Genomic DNA, 21924 nt, shown 5'->3' with positions numbered 1-21924 from the left:
GCGTTCGCTCCAAGGAAACGCCTAGACAGCCGGGCGGAACGGGGAGGCGGAACGGAGAACGGAACCGACATTTGCGTTTTCAAGCAACGCGGGTGGGGTCACGCGCTAGCGTGATCTTGCCGATCGAGTCCTCGTTCGGCCGCACCCGGTCCGCAACTCGGTTGCGGCACCACGGTGTTGACAGGGAACGGGGGTGAGGGGAGTGGGACGATGGCAAAGGAGCGTGCACGGCATCCTTGGCGACTGCTACTGGTCGACGACGACCGGGAGCTGGTCACCATGCTCTCCGATGTACTGCTGGACGAGGGGTACGCGGTCGACGTCGCGCACGACGGTCAGCGCGGCCTGCACCTCGGTCTCACCCGGCAGTACGACGTGCTCGTCGTCGACCGGCGGCTGCCGGTGCTCGACGGACTCGACCTGCTGGCCCGGCTGCGGTCCCGTGCGGTGCGCACGCCGGTGCTGATGCTGACCGGCATGGGCAGCGTGCACGACCGGGTCGACGGACTGGACGCGGGTGCGGACGACTACCTCGTCAAGCCGTTCGAGATCGACGAACTGGGCGCCCGGATACGGGCGTTGTGCAGACGGGCGCTCGACGTCACGGACACGCTCAGGATCGGCTCCGGTCACCTGTACGTCGGCCACCGCGAGGTCGAGCTCGCCGACGGGCGGCGGATCACCCTCACGGCACGGGAGTTCGCGCTGCTGTGGGTGCTCGCCTCGCGCCCCGACACCGTGTACTCGCGGGCGGAGCTGCGCCGGATGGTGTTCCAGGAGACGCCGGCGACGTCCATCGTCGACACCTACGTCTACTACCTGCGCCGCAAGCTGGGCCGGCGGGTGGTGCGCACGGTCCGCGGACTCGGCTACCGGTTGGGGACGCTGTGAGGGCGCCGGCGCGCGGGGAGTGGGCGGTGGTGCGCCGGGCGCGCCTGCGGATCGCCGTGATCACCGGCGCGATCATCACGCTGCTGGTCACGCTCGTCGGCGGCATCGCGAGCACGGTGATGACGCGGGCGCAGGACGAGCAGGTGCGGCGGGAGCTGCGCTACGGCGCGGCGCGCGGCGATCTGTCGAGCCCGCCGGGGTGCACCTGGCTGTACGCGCCCGGCGTGACCCCGCTCGCAGGCGCCCCGGCCGGCTTCCCGGTGCGCGACGACTTCGTCCAGGTGCGCCGGACCCGGGAGGCCGTGGAGCGGACCGTGCGCCGCGAGAACACGGTCTACCTGGTGCGTACGCAGGCCAGAGCGGACGGCAACGTGGTGCAGGCGGTGTTCGACATGCGCTTCCAGCTGGCCGACCGCGCCCACCTCTGGTACGCGCTGGGCGTCGCCGAGGTGGTCGGTCTGCTCGCCGCGGCCGTCACCGGCGTGGTCCTCGGGCGGCTGTCCGTGGCCCCGCTGGCCGAGGCGCTCACCCGGCAGCGCCGGTTCGTCACGGACGCCAGCCACGAGCTGCGCACCCCGATCACCCAGGTGTACACCCGGGTGCAGGTGCTGTCGCGGCAGGCGGCCGCCGAGGACCTGCCGGCCCCGCACCGCGAGGGGCTGGCCCGGCTGGCCGGTTCGGTCGGCCGGCTCGGCGAGGTGATCGACGACCTGCTGCTGTCCGCGAGCCTCACGGCGGGTCCGGCACGGCGGGCGGAGCACCGGCCGGTCGACGTGGTGGCGCTGGCCCGGTCGGTGGTCGCGGAGGAGGCGGACCGGACACGGGACGGCCGCCTCGCCGTCACCGTGGACGGCCCGCCGCATCCGCTGTACGTCGACGGCATCGAGTCCGCGCTGCGCCGCGCCGTCGGCGAGCTGCTGTCCAACGCGATCGGCCACACCCCGCCGGGCGGGCGGATCGAGGTGGTGCTCGTGCGCGTCGGCGGCGCGGTCGAGCTGACCGTCACGGACACCGGACCGGGCTTCGAACCCGCCGAGGCGGAGCGGCTGTTCGAGCGGTTCCACCGGAGCGGCGACGGCGGCCGGTACGGGCTGGGACTCGCGCTGCTGCGGGAGGTCGTCACGCACCACGGCGGCACGGTCGCCGCCGCCGGCCGTCCGGGGCGCGGCGCCCGGTTCACCGTCCGGCTCCCGGAGTGCGCTCCCCCGCCCGCCCCTCTCCCGTCGGCACGCCCGGTCAGGGCAGGTCGTACGTGACCAGCAGGCGGGCCGCGGCGCGGACGTCCGCGTCCAGCGGGCGGTCCGGGTCGACCGGGGGAATCGCGTCGGCGAGGGCGTCGAGGAGTTCGCCGCAGCGGGGCGCGGTGGGGCGGCGGGCCCCGACGTGGACGGCCTGGCGCAGACCGAGCGCGAGCGACCCGCACAGCAGGGCGAGCAGCTCCGCCATGTCGTGGGAGCGCAGGGCGGCCTGGGTGCCGAAGGGGACGACGTCCTGGTTGTGCAGGTTGGTCGGCAGGCTCTGCATGCCGGCGGGTGTCGCGCAGCGGCGGATCTCCGCGACGAACGCGGTGGTGGCCAGCTGGACGCCCTGCAGTCCGTGCTGGAGGCCCGGCGCGGTGGCGAGCATCGGCGGCAGCCCCCCGTTGCGCGCCGGGTCCACCAGCAGGTCCAGCTGGCGTTCGGCGAGGTTGCCCAGCTGGGCGGTGACGTTCGCGAGCAGGTCGGCGGCGAACGCGGCGGGCTGCCCGAAGAAGTTCCCGCCGTGCACCACCTTGCCCGGCCTCTCGCCCTCGGTGCCCTCGGGGAAGAACAGCGGGTTGTCGCTGACCCCGCCGAGGTCGGCGGCGACCACGCCGTCCACGTAACGCAGCGCGTCCTCCGCCGCGCCGAGCAGCTGCGGGGCGCAGCGGATGCTGTACGGCTCCTGCAGCGGCCGGGTGCCGGAGGGCACCGTACCGGCGAGCGTCCGCCGCATGCGGGCACCGGCGTCGGCCGCGCCGGGGTGGCCGTAGGCGCGCAGCAGGTCCTCGTCGAGGAAGCCGGGGTCGCAGCCGAGGAGGTCGGCGAGCAGACAGGTGAGGGCGGTGAGGGCGCGGTGCGCGGCGCGGACGGTGTCGTGGGCGAGGGCGAGGGCCGCGGTGGTGACGGAGGTGCCGTTGACGAGGGCGAGCGCGTCACGGCCGTCCAGGACGAGCGGGCGCAGCCCGGCGGCGGCCAGCGCCTCGGCGGCCGGCAGGCGGCGGCCGTCCAGGTGGGCGTGGCCCCGGCCGCGCAGCGCCTGGGTGGCGTAGGCGAGCGGGACGAGGTCGCCGCTCGCGCCGACGGAGCCGTACCGGGGGACGGCGGGCGTGAACGTCGTGCCGAACATCGCGGCGAGCCGCTCCACGACCTCGGCGGACACCCCGGAGTACCCCTGGGCGAGGGACCGGGTGCGCAGCAGCAGGGCGGCGCGCACGATGTCGTGCGGCAGGTCGGGGCCCTGACCGGCGCCGAGGTGGGCCAGGGTGTTGTCGCACTGGTCGGCCTCGTCGCTGCGGCCGGCGTAGCCGACGAGGGCGCCGAAGCCGGTGTCGGCGCCGTAGATCCGGCGCTCCTCGCCGCCGTCGCCCTGCCGCAGGGCGCGGAAGGCGCTCCGGCCGCGCTCGACGCGCGCGCGGGCCTCGGCGTCCACGGTGACGGTGAGCGGTGCCGCCGCGCGGCGCAGGGCGGCGGGATCCAGGGGGCCGGTGAGCGTGACGGTGTCCGTGGTGGTGAGCACGCCGGAAACATAGGCGGGGAATCTCAGAGCGCTCTGAGAACGGGTGGATAGCTTCCGGGCCATGGCGCACGACTATCTGATCATCGGAGCGGGACCCGCGGGACTGCAGCTCGCCTCCTTCCTGGAGCGTGACGGTGCGGACTACGTCGTTCTGGAGCGCGGCAGCGGTCCGGGCGCGTTCTTCACCCGGTTCCCCCGGCACCGCCAACTCATCTCGATCAACAAGGTGCACACCGGATACGAGGATCCGGAGCTGCGGCTGCGGATGGACTGGAACTCCCTGCTGACCGACGACCCGGAGCTGCTGTTCACCCGGTACAGCCCGCGGTACTTCCCGCCGGCCGACGACATGGTCCGCTACCTGTCGGACTTCGCCGCCCGGACCGGGGTGCGGGTGGAGTACGACACCGCCGTGCGGAAGGTGGCCCGCGACGGTGACGGGTTCACCGTCACCGATCAGCACGGGACGACACGGCGGGCGCGGCGTCTGGTGGTCGCCACCGGCGTGTCCCAGCCGAACGTACCGCCGGTCCCGGGCATCGAACTCGCCGAGCGCTACGACACGTTCGACCCCGACCCGGAGTCCTTCACCGGTCAGCGGGTGCTGATCATCGGGCGGGGCAACTCGGCCTTCGAGACGGCCGACAGCCTGATGGAGACCGCGGCGGTCATCCACGTCGTCGGCTCGGGCTCGCTGCGGATGGCGTGGCAGTCGCACTACGTCGGGCATCTGCGCGCGGTGAACAACAACTTCCTGGACAGCTACCAGCTCAAGTCGCAGAACGCGCTCCTGGACGGCCGGGTGGTCGAGATCCGGCGCGAGGGCGACGGCTTCCGCGTGCCGGTGGCCTTCGAGCGGGTCGACGAGGTGGTCAAGCACATCCGCTACGACCGGGTGATCGTCGCGACCGGTTTCCGGTTCGACACCTCGATCTTCGACGACGGCTGTGTACCGGACCTGATCGTCGACGACCGTTTCCCGGCGCTCACGCCCGTCGGCGAGTCGGTCAACGTGCCCGGCCTGTACTTCGCCGGGACCATCACGCAGGGCCCCGACTTCAAGAAGTCCACCACCGGGTTCATCCACGGGTTCCGCTACACGGTCCGCGCCCTGCACCGTGCGCTGCGCAAGCGCCACCACGGCGAGGACTGGCCGGTCACGGAGCTCGGGGACGCCACGGAACGGGCCGTCGACGCGGTCATCACCCGCGTCAACCGGTCCTCCGCGCTGTGGCAGCAGTTCGCCGTCCTCGGCGACGTGCTGCTCGTCGCCCCGGACGGCACCATGCGCTACGCCGAGGAGGTGCCCGTCCGCCACGTGCCGGACGCCGTGCGCGAGGGCGACTTCGGGAAGGTGGACGCCCACGCGGTGATCACCCTGGAGTACGGCGCGGACCACGACCGGGTGGACCCCTTCGACGTCACCGCGGGCCGCAAGTCCCAGCAGGACGTGGCCGGGCTCGACGGCCGCTACCTGCACCCGGTCGTCCGCTGGTACCGGGGCGGCGAGTTCGTCTCCGAGCACCACATCACGGAGAACCTGGAGAACGAGTGGGACAGCGAGGAGGTCCACCGCGCCCCGCTGCGCGCCTTCCTCACCGACCACCTCGCCCCGACCGCCCCGGTGACACCGTGACGCTCCGCGCGCTGCACGACGCGGCCCGCGAGGCGCTGGACCCCGCCCACTACGACTACGTGGCGGGCGGGGCCGGCGAGGAACGCGTCCTCGCCGGCAACGAGCGGGCCTTCGACCGGTACGCGCTGCTGCCGAGGGTGCTGCGCGGAGCCGAGGACCGGGACACCGCCGCCGACCTGCCGGGTGCCCGGCGGGCGGCGCCGGTGGTCGTCGCGCCGACCGCGTTCCACCGGCTGATGCACCCGGACGGCGAGCGCGCCACGGCCCGTGCCGCCGCGGCGGAGGGCGCCGTCCTGATCACGGGTACGGCCGCGACGACGGCGGTCGCCGACGTCGTCGCGGCGGCCCGCGAGACGGCCCCGGACCCGGCCGTGTGGTTCCAGCTCTATCTGCACCCCCGCCCGGCGGTCACCGAGGCGCTCGTGCGGCGCGCCGAGAAGGCGGGCTGCACGGCGCTGGTGGTCACCGTCGACTCGCCGGTCTTCGGCCGGCACACCAGGGACCTGCGCAACGGGTTCACCGACCTGCCGCCCGGCTACGCCGCGGAGAACATGCGCGACCTGCCGGGCGCCCCGCCGGGTGCCCTCACCGACATCCCCATGTCGGCTTCCCCGACCTGGCGGGACTTCGGCGAGTTGGCGCGTATGACCTCACTTCCCGTGCTGGTCAAGGGAGTCCTGCACCCGGCGGACGCGCGGCTCGCCGTCGAGCACGGTGCGGCAGGGGTGGTCGTCTCCAACCACGGGGGCCGGCAGAGCGACGCCGTCCCGGCGGCCGTGGACTGCCTGCCCGCGGTCGTCCGCGCCGTCGCGGGCCGGGTGCCGGTGCTGCTGGACGGCGGGGTGCGCCGGGGCAGCGACGTCGCCGTCGCCCTCGCGCTGGGCGCGGCGGCCGTCGGCGTGGGCCGCCCGGTGGTGTGGGGGCTGGCCGCCGAGGGGGAGGCCGGGGTCCGGTCGGTCCTCGCGACGCTGCGCGACGAGTACGACCACACGCTCGCGCTGTGCGGAGGGCGCCGGAACGCCGATCTGACGGAGGACATGGTCGTGACGAGGGACGTCGTGACGAGGGGTGGAACGTGGTGAGCAGCGGGCCGAAGCAGGCCACGGCGGACACGTGGTGGCTGCCGCGCGGCGTCGTCGCGCTGCGCGGGCGCATCTTCGAGAAGGTCAACGGCGACCGGACACTGACCCTGCCCAACGCCCGGTACGGGCCCGAGGTGTTCGAGCGGGTCTACGCGCATCCGGCGGCGAACGGCCGGAGCGCGGGGGCGGGTCTGTCCGACCTGTTCTGGTACTGGCTGTCCCCGGGACCCGAGGTGCACCAGGAGCACCTGGAGCCCGGTGAGCGGTACGAGGACGTGGCCGCGGCGACGCGGCGGATGCTCGCCGGCAACTCGGCCGAGCTCTCGGCGGCGGCCGCCCGCGCCGTGGCGCGCGTGCTCGACACGGTGCCGGACACACGGATCAGCCTCGTCCGGCTGCGGGACCTGGTGATGCCCGCGTGGGCCGAGTTCGCTTACGAGCTGGTGTTCAGGGAGCCGTGCCCGCCGCACGCCCGGGACCTGATCACCGCGCACTCCACCGACGTCATCAACGCCCTGAAGTGCACCGGCCTGCGCCACCCGAGGCGCCGGGCCCGGCTGACGGCGTACCTGCGCGAGCGGGTCGCGGCCGGCGACGTGCGGCACGAGCTCCCCGCCTCGCTGTCGCTGCCGGAGCAGGTGCACTTCCTGCAGGGGACGATGTTCAACACGGCCGTCGTGCAGCTCTCCGAGGCGACCGCGCACGTCCTGCTCGCCCTGGCCCGCCACCGCGAGGTGCAGCGCCGCGTGGCCGGGTCCCCCGACGACGACCGGTACCTCACGCACGTGCTCGACGAGACGATGCGGCTGTACCCGCTGTTCGGCATCGCGCACCGCATCACCACGGGCGACATCCCGCTCGACGAGGACACCACGCTGCCCGCCGGCTCCGTGGTGTGCTTCAGCTACCCCGCCTACCACGCCACGGGCTACGACCGGCCCGACGTGTTCGACCCGGACCGCTGGGACACCCTGTCCGCCAAGGACGCCCACCACATCCCGTTCGGCGTGGCCGCCAACCGTCCCTGCCCGGCGTGGCGGCTCTCCCCGCTCGTGCTGCGCGCCGCGGTCCGCGAGGTGCTGCGCCGCTTCGAGCTGGACTCCACGGCCTCGCACACCCGCTCCAACCCGCACCGCGCGCCGTGTCTGCTGATCCCGCGCGGGCTGTCCCCCGAGCCTCGCCGGCTGGACGCGCTGCGGGCCTTCGTCCGGGTGCGGGACGGGGTGGAGGACGTCACGCGGGGCGTACGGCAGTTGGTGCTCGGCACGGTCATGGTGCTGCACGCCCGCCGGCTGCGGCCGGCGGCCCGTTACTTCGAGGAGCCCCCGGCCGGTCGCTGCCCGGTCGCCCACGGAAACGGAGGGAACAGATGACTCCCGCGGAACTCGCCCCCACGTTCTTCCTCGCCGTCGTGGTCATCCTGGTCGTCTGCCGTCTCGTCGGCCGGCTGCTGCAGACGGTCGGGCAGCCGCCCGTCGTCGGCGAGATGATCGCGGGCGTGGTACTGGGCCCGTCGGTGCTCGGCGCCCTGCTCCCCGGCGTCGAGGAGAGCCTCTTCCCGCAGGAGCTGCGGCCGGTCCTGTACGTGGTGGGGCAGATCGGCCTCGTCGCGTTCATGTTCCACGTCGGCTGGGACTTCCGGATGGACCGGCTGGGCGGTGTGGCCCGGTCGGCCGGGCTGGTCTCCGCCGCGGGTGTGCTCGTACCGGTGCTGCTGGGCGTGGTGCTGATCTACGCCGTCGGGGAACGGACCGGCGCCCTGGCCGAGGACGTGCCGCTGGTGGTGTCGGCCCTGTTCGTCGGGGTGGCGCTGGCCGTGACGGCGTTCCCGATGCTGGCCCGGATCATCTCCGAACGGAACCTGGCCGGTACCCGGTTCGGGTCGCTCGCGCTCGGCTCCGGCGCCGTGGACGACGCGGTGGCGTGGATCCTGCTCGCGGGCGTGTTCAGCATCGCCGGCGGCAGCGCGGGGCTCGTGTCCCTGGCCGTGGCGGGCGGGTTCGGTCTCGTACTGGTGATGGTGGCCGTGGTGCGCCTGCACGGCCGCACCGCGCTCCTCGCCGACCGGGCGACGCCGGACGGGCTGCTGCTGACGCTGGTCGGCGCGCTGTTCCTGGTGGCCTGGTACACCGACGAGATCGGGCTGTACGCGGTGTTCGGCGCGTTCTGCCTCGGCCTCGTGTTCCCGCGATCGGAACAGCTGGACCGTACGGTCGCGACGCTCAAGCCGGTGGGCACGGTGTTCCTGCCGCTGTTCTTCACCTACTCGGGACTGAACACGGACTTCACCCTGCTGGGTTCCGGACCGGTGCTGCTGTTCACCGCGGGGTGCGTGCTGGTCGCGGTCCTGGGGAAGTTCGGCGCCTGCTGGCTGGCCGCCCGCATCGCCGGCGAGCCGAACGACGTGGCGCTGCGGGTCGGGGCGCTGATGAACGCGCGGGGCCTGATGCAGCTCATCGCGCTCAACCTCGGTCTGGCGGCGGGCATCGTGACGCAGGCGATGTTCAGCGCCCTGGTCGTCGTCGCCATCGTCACCACCGTCATGGCGACACCGCTGCTGACGTTCTTCGACCGGCGGGAGCGGCCGCGGGAGTCGCTGCCGCGGCCGACCGTGGATGCCTGAGTGCCGCCTTGCGCTGCGAGGCCGGTGCTTCGGTGCGGGTCCGTCGTGGCTGGTCGCGCCCGCGCGGCGGAGCCGCATGTCAGCACGGCCCCGCGCCCCTGAAGGGGCGCGGGGAACCGGCTACGCTCCGGCCGCGAGCCGCCGTTTGTCGGGCTTCCCGGCGGGTGTGAGCGGCACCTCGTCGATGAGGGTGAGACGGGTCGGCGCGGACGCCTCACCCAGCTCGGCCGCCACCAGCGTGCGCAGTTCCCCGAGGGACGGCACATGTCCGGCGGCGGGTACGACGAAGGCGTGCACGGCCTCCCCGGTGCTGTCGTCGGGGACGGCGACGACGTACGCCTCGGCCACCGACGGGTGCGCGGCGAGCAGCCGCTCGACGGGCCCCGCGTAGTGCACGTTGGCGTTGACGATGATCACGTCGCGGGCGCGTCCCGTGAGCCACAGCCGGCCCTCGGCGTCGAGGTGGCCGAGGTCGCGGGTGCGCACCCAGCCGTCGGTGAACACCTCGGCGGTGAGACCTGGCTCCTGCCAGTACCCGCTGCTCTGCGCAGGGGTCCGGACGAACAGCTCGCCGTCGGTGCCGGGCGGTACGGGGCGGCCGGAGTCGTCCCGTACCTCCAGCTCGACGGGCGGCACGCCCAGCGAGCCCGGCTCGTCCTCCGGGGTGGCCATGGAGATCATGCCGGTCTCCGTCTGGCCGTAGCCGTGGAAGACGACCGGGCCGAGCACCTCGGCGGCCTCGCGCAGCCGCCCCGGCGTCACCGGGGACCCGGAGACCATCAGCGCGCGCAGCGTGCCGAGGTCCACGGGTGACGCGCGCTGGCTCGCCACGAGTCTCGTCAGCCGGGCCACGGTGATGACGCTCGCGGTCGCCCGGTGCCGTACGAGGGCGTCGGGGAAGGCGGGCGGGTCGGCGGTGACGAGGGTGCCGCCCGCGGCGAGCGCGAGCAGCCCGTACTCCATCATCACCTGGCTCGCCAGGGTGCCGAAGACGAGGAACCGGTCCAGGCGGGAGGCGAGTTCGCGGACGGCGGGCGGCCAGGCGTCCGGGCGGAGCGCCCAGGCCGCGGTCATCGCCGCGTAGGTCTGGGCGCACGCCTTGGGGACGCCGGTGCTGCCGCTGGTGTGGATGAGCCGGGCGACGTCCTCGGGCCGCGCCGTGACCCGCGGCCGGACCCCGTCGTCCGGCGCCGACAGCAGGTCGTCGAGCACGAGGTCGCCCCCGGGCCGGTCACCGGCCGGGCCGGCGGCCCGGTCGGTGACCTTGAAGGCGACGTCCGCGAGGAGGTGTTCCCGCTGGCGTCCGGTGAGGCCCGGCCGGACGCCGACGACGCGGGCGCCGACGGCATGGGCGGCGACGACGGCGGCGAACGCCTCGGGACCGACGCCCAGCAGCAGGGCCACACCGTCGCCGGGCCCGACGCCGTGCTTCCGCAGGCCGTTCGTCACCCGGCGTACGGCCTCGAGGAGCTGAGCCCCGGAGACCGTCCGGTCGCCGTGCTCGAACACCGTCCGGTCGCCCGCCGCGTCGAGGAGGTCCAGTACGCCGCCGGGGAACTGCTCAGCCAAGGCTCTCCTTCACGAACGCGGCCAGCGGCTGCTGGTGGACGGTGGGGATGTCCCACTCGTTCTCCAGGTTCTCCGCCAGGTGGTGGGTGCCGGCGAGGACGCCGTCGCGGTAGTGCCGGACGACGGGGTGCAGGTAGCTGGAGTCCTCGGCGTGCTCCACGTCGTTCTCGGTCACGCGCGGGACGGTGACGTCGAACGGGTCGACGTGGTCGTGGTCGGGCCCGTACTCCAGGTCGACGACGAACCGGTGCGCGGCGGGGCCGAGACCGCCGTCGGTGACGTACGCGAGCGGCACCTCCTCCTGGTACAGGGCCCGGTCCCCGTCGACCGCGACGACGTCGCCGAGGACGCCGAACTGCTGCCAGAGGGCGGACGAGCGGTTGACGCGGGCGACGATCGCGTCGGCGATCGCCTCGGGGGCCGCGGTGAGCGGCCGGCCCGGCCAGGGCGCGTCGTGGTAGCGGGCGTCCAGGACGCGGCGCAGCGCGCGCACGCCGTAACGGAAGCCGTGGATGAAGCCGTTGGTGCCCTTCTTGAAGTCCCGCTGCTGGGTCAGCGTGCCGGCGAAGTAGAGGCCGGGGACGTTCACCGACTCGTAGGCGGAGGTCTGTTCGGGGAACCGGTCGTCGATGACGAGGGCCGGGCGGCAGCTCTCGTCGAAGACGTCCGCGTCGAAGCGGAAGCCGGCGCACAGGATGATCCGGTCGTACTCCAGCTCGCGGAGCCGTTCCACGGTGCGGGCGTAGCGGAACACCACCCGGAACCGGCCGTCGGCGGTCTTCTCGATGTTCTCCACGGTGCCGTCCAGGACCGCGTTCTGCGACTTGAGCTGGTAGCTGTCCAGGAAGTTGTTGTTCACCGCGCGCAGATGGCCCACGAAGTGGGTCTTCCAGGCCATCTTCAGCGAGTGCGGGCCCGCGACGTGGATGACCGCGGCCTTCGCCATGAGGGAGTCGGCGGTCTCGAACGCGGAGTTGCCCTTGCCGACGATCAGCACCCGCTGGCCCGTGAACGACGCCGGTTCCGGGTCGAACGTGTCGTAGCGTTCGGCCAGTTCGACGCCCGGGATGGGCGGCTCGTTGAGCCGGGACACACCGGTCGCCACGACGATCCGCCGTGCCTGCCAGGTCCGCCCGTCCGCGGCACGGACGGTGAAGAGGCCCTCCGCGCCGTCCGCGCCGTCCCCACGGGAGATCCGGACGACGTCCGTGCCGTACTCGACGCGGACGCCGGTGCGGTCCGCGAAGTCGGCCAGGTAGCGCACCAGTTCCTCGGCGCGGGGGAAGTACTCCTCGCTGTACTTGGTGAACAGCAGCTCCGGATCGTCGCTGAGCAGCGAGTTCCAGTCCATCCGGAGGTTGAGCTCCGGGTCGGAGTATCCGGTGTTCACCTTGTTGATCGATATCAGCTGCCGATGTCTGGGGTATCTGGTGAAGAACGTGCCGGGTCCGCTCCCCCGCTCCAGGACGACGTAGTCCCGTCCGTCACGTTCGAGTGAAGCGGCGAGCTGAAGTCCGGCCGGTCCGGCCCCGATGATCAGGTAATCGCGCACCATGGACCGGACGCTAGCGGCGCCACATCAGAAGCCTCTGAGATTAGCCGGACGGCCGCAGGCCGCGCAGCGGCCGGTCGAGTTCGCGCCGGTAGAAGTCGGTGAACCCGTCCGGGTCGGGGCCCGCGTTCTGCAGGACCAGCCGGTCGAAACCGGCGTCGACGTAGGACTGGACGGCTGTCACGTACCGGTCCGGGTCGGGGCCGCAGGCGAACTTCTCCCGGATGTCCTCGGCCCGGACCGTGGTGGTCGCGGCCTCGAAGTTGACCGGGTTGGGCAGTTCGCTCATCACCTTCCAGCCCGTCACCGCCCACCGCGAGGTCTTCCACGCGGCCTCGACGGCGCCGTCCTCGTCCGGCGCCCAGGCCATGGGCACCTCGGCGTACCCGGGCCCGGTGCCGCCCGCGGCCCGGTAGTGCCGGACGATCGACGCCTTGTCCTCGGTGGCGAACAGGCCGTCCCCGAGCTCGGCGGCGATACGCGCCGCCGCGCTCCCGCCGGCGGCCACTGCGATCAGCGGCAGTTCCTCGGGCAGGTCGAACACCCGGGCGTCCTCGAGGCGCAGGTGCTTGCCCTCGTAGGAACGGTAACCGCCGCGCCACAGCAGCCGGATGATCTCCAGGGCCTCGCGCAGCAGTTCGTGGCGGACCCGGACCGAGTCGGGGAAGCCGCGGCCGACGACGTGTTCGTTGAGCCGTTCGCCGGAGCCCACGCCCAGGACGAAGCGGCCGCCCGAGACCAGCGCGAGGGTCGCGGCGGCCTGCGCGACGACCGCGGGGTGGTAGCGGATCGTCGGGCAGGTCACCCCGGTCACCAGGCCGACGCGTTCGGTCCGCGCCGCGATCGCGCCGAGGACCGTCCAGGCGAAGGGCGAGTGGCCCTGGACGTCGAGCCAGGGGTGGTAGTGGTCGCTGATCTCGACGAAGTCGAAGCCCGCCGCCTCGGCGCGGACCGCCTGACGGACGAGTTCCTCCGGGCCGAAGGCCTCTGCGGCCAGTTTGTAACCGATCTCCATGCGGGCACCCTGGCACCGGGCGGCCCCGATCCGGGCGGACGCCACCGCCACGCGCGTCCACCTCCATACGAACGGCGGGACGGCCGCCCGCTTCCCGCACGGCCGGCCGGGTATCAACCTGCCGTCAAGCCCTCCGTCGCCCACACGCCATAGGTTCACGCCCCATGAGCGAACTCTCCGCACCACGAACGAGTCCGACACGGCGTGACGTGCTCGCCGGAGCAGTGGCCGCCGCCCTCACCACGACCCTCACCGCAGGTGTGGCCACCGCGGCCCCCGCCCGGCCCGCCGACACGCCCCCGCCCGGCACCGGGACCGGCCCGGGCGGCCTGGGACACGAGGTGCCCGGCTACCGGACCGCGGTCCCGGGCGAGTCCCTCGAGGTCCGCCGGGTGGACCGCCCGGTCGCCCCCGGTATCGTCCTCACCTCCTACGACACCTTCGGCCGGACCGGCTGGACGCGGGTCCACGTCCTCAACGCCGACCTCCGCGACGCCGCCGTCGGCGTGGACCTCCTCGCCGGCAAGGTCAGCGAGACCCGGACGCCGTCGGCGGCGGCCGGTGCGCAGGGCGCGGTCGCCGCGGTCAACGGCGACTTCTTCGACATCACGGAGACGAACGCGGCCGTCGGGCCCGAGATGCAGGACGGCGAGCTGCGCAAGGGCGGCCGTACGGCCACGACCGTCGCGACGGTCGGCGTGGACCGCATCGCGCGCCTGGCCGACCTGCTGGTCGAGGGCACGGTCACGGTGGCCGGCACCGGCCGCCCGCTCGCCGCGCTCAACTCGGCGACGGTGCCCGTGGACGGGATCGCCGTCCACACCCCGCTGTGGGGCCCCGGCCCGCGCACGGCGATCCGGGGCGCGGGCCCGTACACCGAACTCGTCGTCTCCGGCGGCGCGGTGACCGCGGTCCACGACCGGCTGACCGACACCGCCGTGCCGGACGGCGGGCTGGTCGTCGTCGGCCGGGGCACGGCCGCCGCGCGGCTCGCCGCCGCCCGCCCCGGCGACGCCGTCACCGTGACCTTCGCGCCGCGCTCCGACTCGCCCGTCGCACCCCGCATGGCGCTGGGCAGCAACGCCGTACTGGTCAGGGACGGCGAGGCGGTCGACTTCCCGCCCAGTGAGGGCAACGACGCCGCCAAGCCCCGTACGGTCATCGGCTGGACGGCCGGCGGGCGCCGCCTGCTGCTGGTCGCGGTGGACGGTTCGGCCAACTTCTCCGCCGGTCTCTCCTACGACGCCACCGCCGGACTCCTGGTCCGCCTGGGCGCCGCCGAGGCGTTCATGCTGGACGGCGGCGGCTCCACCGGCATGGTCGCCCGGCGGCCCGGGGACGCCGGGGTGAGCGTGGTCAACACCCCGTCGGACGGCGGCGAACGGCCGGTGCCCAACGCGGTCGGGCTGTTCGGCCCAAAGGGATCGGGCCGGCTGCGCGGGCTGGACGTCCGGACCGGCGCCGACCGCGTGGTCCCCGGCCTCACCCTGGACGTCACCGCCGCCGGTCACGACGAGACCTGGTCGCCGGTCGACGCCGGCCGGCACCGGATCACGTGGTCGGCCCGGCCCGGCTCCCTGGGCCGCGTCACCGACGGCGTCCTGCGGGCCGGCCGGCCCGGCATCGGCATCCTGCAGGCCCGTTCCGGTGCCGCCCGCGGGGATCACGGACTGCGTGTCGTCGGGGAGCTGCACCGGCTCGCCTTCACCGAGCGGGCCCTCACCATCGAACCCGGCGCCGCCGCGAGGGTCGGCCTGACCGGGTACGACGCCGACGGCTTCGGCGCTCCCGTGGCCGCCCGCGACGTCGCCCTCGACCACGACGGGGCCGTCATCGGCGTGAGAGTGGGGACCGACGGCCGCCTCACCGTCACCGGCGCGGCGGAGGCGGACGGCAGGGCCACGGTCCTGACGGCGACCGTGAACGGCGTCTCGGCGAGGCTCGCGGTGACCGTCGGCCTGGCCGACGTACCGCTGGCGGAGTTCGAGCCGGACGGACCGGACGGGCCCTGGACCGCGCTGTCCGCGCGCGGCACCGCGTCGGTCGCGATCGTCGGGGCCGCCGACCGCCCCGGCGCCGGAGCCGGGAACCACGCCCTGCGCCTGACGTACGACTTCACCGGGCAGTCGAGCACCTCGGCGGCGTACGCGGTGGCGGGCGCCCCGCTCACCCTGCCCGCCGGTACGAGACGGCTCGCCCTGTGGGTCAAGGGCGACGGCCGCGGGCACTGGCTGCGTGCGATGCTGCGCTCGCAGGGCACCACCAACGTGCCGTTCACCTTCTCCACCGCCGTCGACTGGACGGGCTGGCGCCAGGTCGTCGGCGAGCTCCCGGACGGCTTCTCCGCCCCCGTCACGCTGCTGCGCCTGTACGTCGCGGAGACCTCGCAGGCGAACAAGAACGCGGGCGCGCTGGACTTCGACGGCCTCGCCGCCCAGGTCGGGCAGCAGCCGGAGACCGCCGAGGCGCCGCCGCCCGACCCGTACGTGGTCGGACAGGGCGGGCTGCCGCGCGGCCGGTGGACGTTCGCGGTCCTGTCCGACCTGCACATCAGCGCGGCGGCCGGCCCGGACTCCTTCGCCGGACGGCAGGCGGTGGCCGCGCTGGAGCAAGTGGTGGCGAGCGAACCGGACTTCGTGCTGATCAACGGCGACTTCGTCGACGACAACGGCCCCGCCGACTTCGAGCTGGCGAACGGCCTGCTGCGCGACCACGTCCCGGCGGACCTGCCGGTGTACTGGACGCCCGGCAACCACGAGGCGGGCCTGTCCGCCGACGGAGGACTCGACGCCTTCCGTGCCGCCACCGGCCGCCCCGCCCGCCAGGTCTTCGACCACAAGGGCACCCGTTTCGTCCTGCTGGACTCGCACACCGGCGACCTGCGCACCTCCGACTGGGACCAGGTGCCGCTGCTCAGGTCCGAGCTGGAGAGGGCCGCCCGGGACCGGAGGGTCACCGGCGTGGTCGTCTCCTTCCACCACCCCCTGCACGACCCGTCCGGCGCCGGATCGTCCCAGCTCTCCGACCGGCTCGCCGCCGGCCTGCTCAGACGCTGGCTGGCCGAGTTCCGGGAGACCTCCGGCAAACCGGTCGCCCTGTTCACCGGCCACGCCCACACCGCGTCCGTCGCCCGCCGCGACGGTGTCCTGGAGGTCACCACCCCCGCCGTCGGCAAGACCCCGTACAGCTCCCCCGACCAGGGCGGCTTCTTCGGCTGGATGAACGTCGCCGTCGACCCGCGCCCCGCCCGCGTCCGGCGTGGACTGCCCAGCCCGGAGACCCGTGACTGGCTCCGCGCCGAGAGCCGTCCTTTGATCGACGCCATCAACCTGTCCGCCCCCGCCCGGCTCGCGGCCGGCACCTCCGCCGCCGTCTCCGCGACCGGCGTCACCAGCGAGTACGGCCTCGAGTTCCCCCTGCGCCACCCCGCCAGCGTCACCTGGACCGGCTCCCGCGGCCTGGTGGTCGCCGGCTCGGCCGCCGGGGCCCGGACGGCCGCCCGTGACCGCCGGACCCTGGCCGTCCTCGATCTGGCCGGTCCCACCCTCACCGCCGTCCGCCCCGGCACGGTCACCATGACGGTCGCCGCGGGCGGCCGGAGCGCGTCGGCGACCGTGGAGCTCGCCGGACCCGAGTGACGGCGGCCCCTCGCGCCACCGCGGCGCGCGGAGCCGCCCCGGGCGGCTCCGCGCGCCGTACACGCGCTGTTGGGGGACCGGCCGTCCGCCTGCCAGGGCCGCGTAACATGCCGCGCCGATCGTCGGCCCTGTCCGTCCCGCCCGTGCGCGACCAGGGAGAACCGCCATGACACCACCGCCGTCCGGACGCAACGGCCTCAGCGGCCCGGGCCGCCGCGCGATGCTCCGGATGTCCGGCGTGACCGCCGGGGCCCTGCTCGCCGGTGCCGGGCTGGCCGGTGCGTCCGCCGAGGCCGCCGGTCCCGCCGTCCGGCTGCCGGACGACCCCTTCCGGCTGGGCGTGGCCTCCGGGGAGCCCGCCGAGGACGGCTTCGTGCTGTGGACCCGTCTCGTTCCCGACCCCACGGCGCTCGACGGGCACGGCGGCATGCCGCCCACCGCGTACGACGTGGAGTGGGAGGTGGCGGAGGACGAGGGGTTCCGCCGGGTGGTACGGCGCGGCCGGGCCGTCGCCGTGCCCGAACTGGCCCACTCCGTGCACCCCCGGGTGACGGGGCTGCGCCCCGGGCGGCAGTACTTCTACCGGTTCCGCGCGGCCGGGCGGCTCAGCCCGGCCGGCCGGGTGCGCACCGCCCCCTCGGCACGCTCCGGCGGCGGCGCCTTCACCTTCGCGACCGCCTCCTGCCAGGCCTGGTACCACGGCCACTTCTCCGCCTACCGCGGCATGGCCGCCGACGATCCGGACGTGGTCCTCTTCCTCGGCGACTACATATACGAGTACGCGATCACCGCCAGGAACCTGTGGCGGCGGGGCGTCACGCTCGGCGAGGGCCACGACGCCGAGACGAACTCCCTGGCCCGGTACCGGGTGCGCTACGGCCTCACCAAGTCCGACCCCGACCTGCGGGCGGCGCACGCGGCGGCGGCGTGGGTGCTGACACCGGACGACCACGAGGTGCAGAACGACTACGCCGACGAGACGTCGTACTACGGCCTGGACCCCGCCGCCTTCCGGAGACGGCGGGCCGCGGCCTACCGCGCCTACTACGAGAACACCCCGCTGCCGCCGGCCGCGCTGGCCCACGGCCCCGACGCCCGTTTCCACCGCCGCCTGCCGTACGGCCCCCTGGCCGACGTGCACGTCCTGGACGGCCGCCAGCACCGCGACGGGAGACCCGCGGACGCCGCCGAGCAGGCCGACCCGGCCCGTTCGCTGCTCGGCGCGGACCAGGAGCGCTGGCTGTACTCCGGGCTGCGCCGGTCCCGCGCCCGCTGGAACCTGCTGGCCCAGCAGGTCGCCGTCATGAGGGTCACCGACTCCCGCACCGACCAGTGGGACGGCTTCCCCGCCGCGCGGCAGCGGCTCCTCGACGTGCTGGCCGAGCCCGGCACCTCCCCCACCGTGGTCCTCACCGGTGACACCCACCGCGCGGTCGCGGGCGACCTGCTCGCCGACTTCTCCCGCCCGGACTCGGCCGTCGTCGCCTCGGAGCTGGTCGGCACCTCCATCGCCTCCGACGGGGACGGCTCCGCGACGGACGGCTACGCGGCGGACTGGCTGCAGCACCCGTGGACGAAGTTCTACGACGGCCATCGCGGCTACGTCCTCGGCCGCGTCACCGGCACCGAGCTGACCGCCGACTACCGGGCCGTCCCCTACGTCGAGGCGGACGCGGACGCCCCGGTCACCACCGTCGCCCGCTTCACCGTCGAGGCCGACCGCCCCGGTCTGCGCGAGGCGGGCTGACGGGGGCCTGCCCGGCCTCCTACCCGGCCTCCTCCTCGACGCGGCGCACCCGGAACGTCAGCCCCTCGGGGCCCGTCAACCGCACGACGGGGCCGCCGGTTTCGTCGGGCCGGACGACGGGGTCCTGTCCGTGGTCGCGGGCCCGGGCGACGACGCGGTCCAGGTCCGTGACGCCGACCTCGAGCTCCCACCCGGTCGTGCTCCCCGCGACGAAGTCGGCGTGGGCCAGGGCGGTGCCGAGCGCCTCGCGGTAGAAGCGCCGGGCCTCGCCGGGCCGCTCGCAGACCAGGACCATGCGGTGCGGGACGCCCGTCGCGTGCGCCGGGATGTCCCATCCCCCGAAGCGGCGCGCCTGCCACAGGGAGAAGGCGGCACCCACCGGATCGACCAGTGTCGCCATGCGGCCCTGGTCGCCCGCGTCGAAGGGCGGCACGATCACCCGCGCGCCGTGCGCCGTCGCCGCCCCGGTGCGGCGGTCGACGTCGTCGACCGCCAGGTAGTAGGCGACGTGGGCGGGGGTCCCCGGCGGGTAGACCGGGTCGGCGAGATCGCTCACGCCGCCGATCGGACGGCCGTCGGCGAAGACCTTGGTGGCGCGGCGCCAGTCCGTCTCGTCCACCGCGAAGCGCCAGCCCAGCGTCGCGGCGAAGAAGGCGGCGGTGCCGGGCAGGTCGCGGGTCTTGAGGTCCATCCAGCAGAACTCGCCGAGCGCGCCCGGGCGGGACGGTGTGCGGGACGTCATGCGGTGCTCCTTGTCGTCCCGAAGCTGGTTACCGGGTGTCCACGCGTCCGCGCGAACGGTTTTCCCGCCCGTGGGCGGACAACGCCCGGGTGGCCGGCGCGGTCCTCGTCACCTCCGGAGCGGACCTGGTGAGCGGACCCGGTGGTACGGGGCTCGGAGACCGCGGGCGCCGTGCGGAGGTCGGCGCCGGCACGGCGGAGATCTGCGGCAGCTCGGTGACCGGGGCGCTGCCCGTGGCGGGCACCCGTGACCGGGCCGCCCTGCCGGCCCCGGGCTGCACGGCCGGCACCTTCGGCGGTCCGGTGGTGGTGCGGGGCGAGCGGTGGGCCCGGGAGAGGCGGGAGGGGACCGGCCCGCGCCGCTCACCGGCCGGTCCTCAGGTCGAACCCGCGCCGGGCCAGGATGATGACGCCCACGACGACCAGGGCGACACCGACGAGCTGGGGCAGGACCCACCAACTGGTGCGGACGTGCTCCCGGTAGAGGAACACGCCGAGCAGGAGGCTCACCGTCGCGTCCCCCAGGGTGAGGGCCGGCTGGGAGGCGACCAGGGGGCCGCCCTGCATGGCGTGTTCCAGCAGGAGCACGGCTCCCACACCGGCCGCGGCGAACGCGTACGTCTGCCACGCCGTCAGGAAGCCCGTCACGTCACCGGCGTCCAGGAACCGCATGGCGTCCTTCATCAGGGCGGCCGTCAGCGCGTAGCAGACCGCGGTGGCCGCGCCGAGGAAGCCGGCGCGGGCCTTGCCGTCGGGCCGCTTCAGTCCGGCTCCGGCCAGCAGCAGGACCGTCGCCACGCAGACGGCCAGCGCGGGGACCCAGCGGGCGAAGGACACCTGCGTGCCGCCGCCGCCCGGTGCGGCCGACGCCAGCGCCAGGCCGAGCCCGGCGACCACCGCGGCCACGGCCGCCCACAGCACCCCGGGCAGCCCCCGTCCGGTCATCAGCGAGGCCAGCAGCAACGCTAGCGGGAGTTCGAGGACGAACAGCGGCTGGACCAGCGACAGCGGCCCGGTCGCCAGGGCCGCCGCCTGGCCCGCCCCGGCGACGACGACGGCCAGCATGCCGCCGACCCAGACCGGCCGCCGCACGAGATCGAGGACCAGCCCCGGGCGGAACCCCCGGGTCTGCGGCACACTCAGCGCGGCCCGCCGCTGGAGCACGGTGGCCAGCGCGTTGCTGAACGCGGCGACGAAGGCGAAGAGCACCGGCAGCAGAACACCCATCCACCGATCCTCCCGCCGTCCGCTCCGGAGCGCGCGCCGACGACCGGTCGCACCGCAGGGCCCCGGCAGTACGCGACGGGTCGGTAGGCGACGGGTCAGGACGGTCACGATGTCGGCGGGGCGGCGGGGCGGCGGGGCGGCGGGGCGGCGGGGCGGCGGGGCGGCGGGGCGGCGGGGCGGCGGGGCGATGATCCAGCGCGGCTGGGTGCGGCGTACGGGGCGGTCCGGTTCCGTGAGGCAGCTTCATGCTGCTCGTGATGCGGGAGTACCTCTCCGCGTTCACCGCCATCATGCTCACACCGATCGCCGCCGCCCTCGTCGCCGGCCGGGGCACCGAGCTCGGCGACATGGTGATGAGCGGTCTGGACACCGTCGCGCCCACCGCGGCGCTGCTGCTGTTCGCCGTCCTCCACTTCGGCCTGATGGAGTGCAAGCTCTTCGCACCCGTCGTCCAGGCCATCGTCCGCGCCTCCAAGGGCGACCCGGTCCGCATCTGCGTCGGCACCGCCGTGCTGGCCCTGCTCGTCGCGCTCGACGGCGACGGCACCACCAGCTACATGATCGTCTGCTCCGCGTTCCTGCCCGTCTACCGCCGGCTGGGCATGAACCCCCGGATCATCGCGACCATCGCCGCCATGTGGCCATCATCGCCGTCGCCTACTGGCTCGGCCTGCGTGAACGGCGCGAGCTCGACGGCGAGACCCTCGCCGCCTACCAGCTGGAGATCGCCTCCGGCGAGGCCTTCGAACCGGTCAGGGCCGACTGGCGGCTGTGGTTCAACGCCGGTCTCACCGTGCTGCTGATGGCACTGCTCGTCCTGGAGGCCGCCGACCTCCTGGTGCTGTTCATGATCGCCTTCGTGATCGCCCTGCTCGTCAACATCCGCGCCATCGAGGACCAGCAGGAGCTCATCAAGCGGCAGGCCGCCAACGCCGTCCCCGTGATGATCCTCGTCCTGGCCGCCGGTGTGTTCACCGGCATCATGACCGACTCCGGCATGATCAAGGCGATGGCGGACGCCGCCCTCGCCGTCGTGCCCGACCCGATGGGCGACCTCATCCCGCTGTTCACCGCCGTCCTCGCCCTGCCGCTCGGCTTCTTCATGTCCAACGACGGCTACTGGTTCGGCGTCGTCCCCGTCCTCGCCGAGTCCGCCGCCCACTACGGCATCGACGCCAACGAGATGGCCCGCGCCGGCGCCATCGGCCAGATACTCCCCATGACGGGCCCCACCAGCGCGCCCCTGTGGGTCCTGCTCGGCCTGGTCAAGGCGGAACTCGGCGACTTCCAGAAGCACGCACTGCGCCGGGGCGTCCCCGTCTCCCTCGCCTACATCGCCTTCGCCGTCCTCACCGGTGCCATCACCGTCACCTGATCTCACTGCCGTCACACCCCTACCAATGGCCCCTGGCTCACCCACCGCACAGGCCGTCCTGCTCCACCCGT

General features: G+C 74.3%; 16 protein-coding genes. 10 read left to right on the top strand and 6 right to left on the bottom strand.

The genetic code is table 11. The features are described from left to right. The first annotated feature begins 210 nt into the window (after positions 1-210). The gene (locus IEZ04_RS10970) at positions 211-891 is read left to right on the top strand and encodes a response regulator transcription factor (protein WP_189216540.1); all 681 of its coding nucleotides are present in this window, start codon (positions 211-213) and stop codon (positions 889-891) included. Positions 892-917: 26 nt separating this feature from the next. Beyond that, on the top strand, positions 918-2147 hold the full coding sequence (locus IEZ04_RS10965) for a sensor histidine kinase (protein ID WP_229820941.1): 1230 nt from the start codon (positions 918-920) through the stop codon (positions 2145-2147). On the opposite strand, the gene IEZ04_RS34730 is transcribed toward IEZ04_RS10965, so the two are convergent. Next, on the bottom strand, positions 2128-3648 hold the full coding sequence (locus IEZ04_RS34730) for an aromatic amino acid ammonia-lyase (protein WP_229820940.1): 1521 nt from the start codon (positions 3646-3648) through the stop codon (positions 2128-2130). The genes IEZ04_RS10965 and IEZ04_RS34730 overlap by 20 nt on opposite strands. A gap of 61 nt (positions 3649-3709) precedes the next feature. Here IEZ04_RS34730 and IEZ04_RS10960 point away from each other — a divergent pair, with 61 nt between their 5' ends. The 4 genes from IEZ04_RS10960 to IEZ04_RS10945 are packed head-to-tail and all read left to right on the top strand — an operon-like array spanning position 3710 to position 8989. Next, positions 3710-5284: an NAD(P)-binding domain-containing protein gene (locus IEZ04_RS10960; RefSeq protein WP_189216539.1), complete on the top strand. Its 1575-nt coding sequence runs from the start codon at positions 3710-3712 to the stop codon at positions 5282-5284. After that, positions 5281-6366 (top strand): alpha-hydroxy acid oxidase, encoded by a 1086-nt coding sequence (locus IEZ04_RS10955; protein ID WP_189216538.1) that lies wholly within the window; start codon positions 5281-5283, stop codon positions 6364-6366. Before IEZ04_RS10960 ends, IEZ04_RS10955 begins: the two co-directional genes overlap by 4 nt. Further along, positions 6360-7739, top strand: coding sequence for a cytochrome P450 (locus IEZ04_RS10950; RefSeq protein WP_189216537.1), 1380 nt, complete (start codon positions 6360-6362; stop codon positions 7737-7739). The genes IEZ04_RS10955 and IEZ04_RS10950 overlap by 7 nt, the downstream gene beginning before the upstream one ends. Further along, positions 7736-8989 carry a cation:proton antiporter gene (locus IEZ04_RS10945; protein ID WP_189216536.1) on the top strand — a complete coding sequence of 418 codons (1254 nt, stop codon included), beginning with the start codon at positions 7736-7738 and terminating at the stop codon, positions 8987-8989. The genes IEZ04_RS10950 and IEZ04_RS10945 overlap by 4 nt, the downstream gene beginning before the upstream one ends. 120 nt (positions 8990-9109) lie before the next feature. Here IEZ04_RS10945 and IEZ04_RS10940 read toward each other — a convergent pair whose 3' ends face one another. From IEZ04_RS10940 to IEZ04_RS10930, 3 genes are read right to left on the bottom strand one after another with little or no spacing between them, the layout of a single operon-like run. Continuing rightward, positions 9110-10558, bottom strand: a complete 1449-nt coding sequence (locus IEZ04_RS10940; protein ID WP_189216535.1) for a class I adenylate-forming enzyme family protein — start codon at positions 10556-10558, stop codon at positions 9110-9112. After that, on the bottom strand, positions 10551-12113 hold the full coding sequence (locus IEZ04_RS10935) for an NAD(P)-binding domain-containing protein (protein ID WP_189216534.1): 1563 nt from the start codon (positions 12111-12113) through the stop codon (positions 10551-10553). The genes IEZ04_RS10940 and IEZ04_RS10935 overlap by 8 nt, the downstream gene beginning before the upstream one ends. A 40-nt stretch (positions 12114-12153) precedes the next feature. After that, entirely contained in the window at positions 12154-13125 is a 972-nt protein-coding gene (locus tag IEZ04_RS10930; RefSeq protein ID WP_189216661.1) for a TIGR03557 family F420-dependent LLM class oxidoreductase, read from the bottom strand. A 209-nt stretch (positions 13126-13334) separates the two neighbouring features. Between IEZ04_RS10930 and IEZ04_RS10925 the strand changes: the two genes are divergently transcribed. Further along, positions 13335-16763, top strand: coding sequence for a phosphodiester glycosidase family protein (locus IEZ04_RS10925; protein ID WP_229820938.1), 3429 nt, complete (start codon positions 13335-13337; stop codon positions 16761-16763). A gap of 166 nt (positions 16764-16929) precedes the next feature. Next, complete coding sequence (locus IEZ04_RS10920; protein WP_189216532.1) at positions 16930-18510, top strand: alkaline phosphatase D family protein; 1581 nt, start codon at positions 16930-16932, stop codon at positions 18508-18510. A gap of 19 nt (positions 18511-18529) precedes the next feature. Here IEZ04_RS10920 and IEZ04_RS10915 read toward each other — a convergent pair whose 3' ends face one another. Together IEZ04_RS10915 and IEZ04_RS10910 are read right to left on the bottom strand one after the other, a co-directional pair. Then, positions 18530-19252 carry a VOC family protein gene (locus IEZ04_RS10915; protein WP_189216531.1) on the bottom strand — a complete coding sequence of 241 codons (723 nt, stop codon included), beginning with the start codon at positions 19250-19252 and terminating at the stop codon, positions 18530-18532. 362 nt (positions 19253-19614) lie between these two features. Next, positions 19615-20478 (bottom strand): DMT family transporter, encoded by an 864-nt coding sequence (locus IEZ04_RS10910; RefSeq protein ID WP_189216530.1) that lies wholly within the window; start codon positions 20476-20478, stop codon positions 19615-19617. 245 nt (positions 20479-20723) lie between these two features. On the opposite strand from IEZ04_RS10910, the gene IEZ04_RS35945 reads away from it, so the two are divergent. Both IEZ04_RS35945 and IEZ04_RS34720 read left to right on the top strand, forming a co-directional pair. Then, positions 20724-21281 carry an SLC13 family permease gene (locus tag IEZ04_RS35945; protein WP_229820937.1) on the top strand — a complete coding sequence of 186 codons (558 nt, stop codon included), beginning with the start codon at positions 20724-20726 and terminating at the stop codon, positions 21279-21281. Continuing rightward, positions 21281-21853 carry an SLC13 family permease gene (locus tag IEZ04_RS34720; RefSeq protein WP_346158620.1) on the top strand — a complete coding sequence of 191 codons (573 nt, stop codon included), beginning with the start codon at positions 21281-21283 and terminating at the stop codon, positions 21851-21853. The genes IEZ04_RS35945 and IEZ04_RS34720 overlap by 1 nt, the downstream gene beginning before the upstream one ends. Positions 21854-21924: the final 71 nt, after the last annotated feature.

The organism is Streptomyces ruber (assembly GCF_014648075.1).
In the GTDB taxonomy this organism is placed as follows: Bacteria; Actinomycetota; Actinomycetes; order Streptomycetales; family Streptomycetaceae; genus Streptomyces; species Streptomyces ruber.
This window is presented reverse-complemented; position numbering and strand designations above follow the sequence as displayed.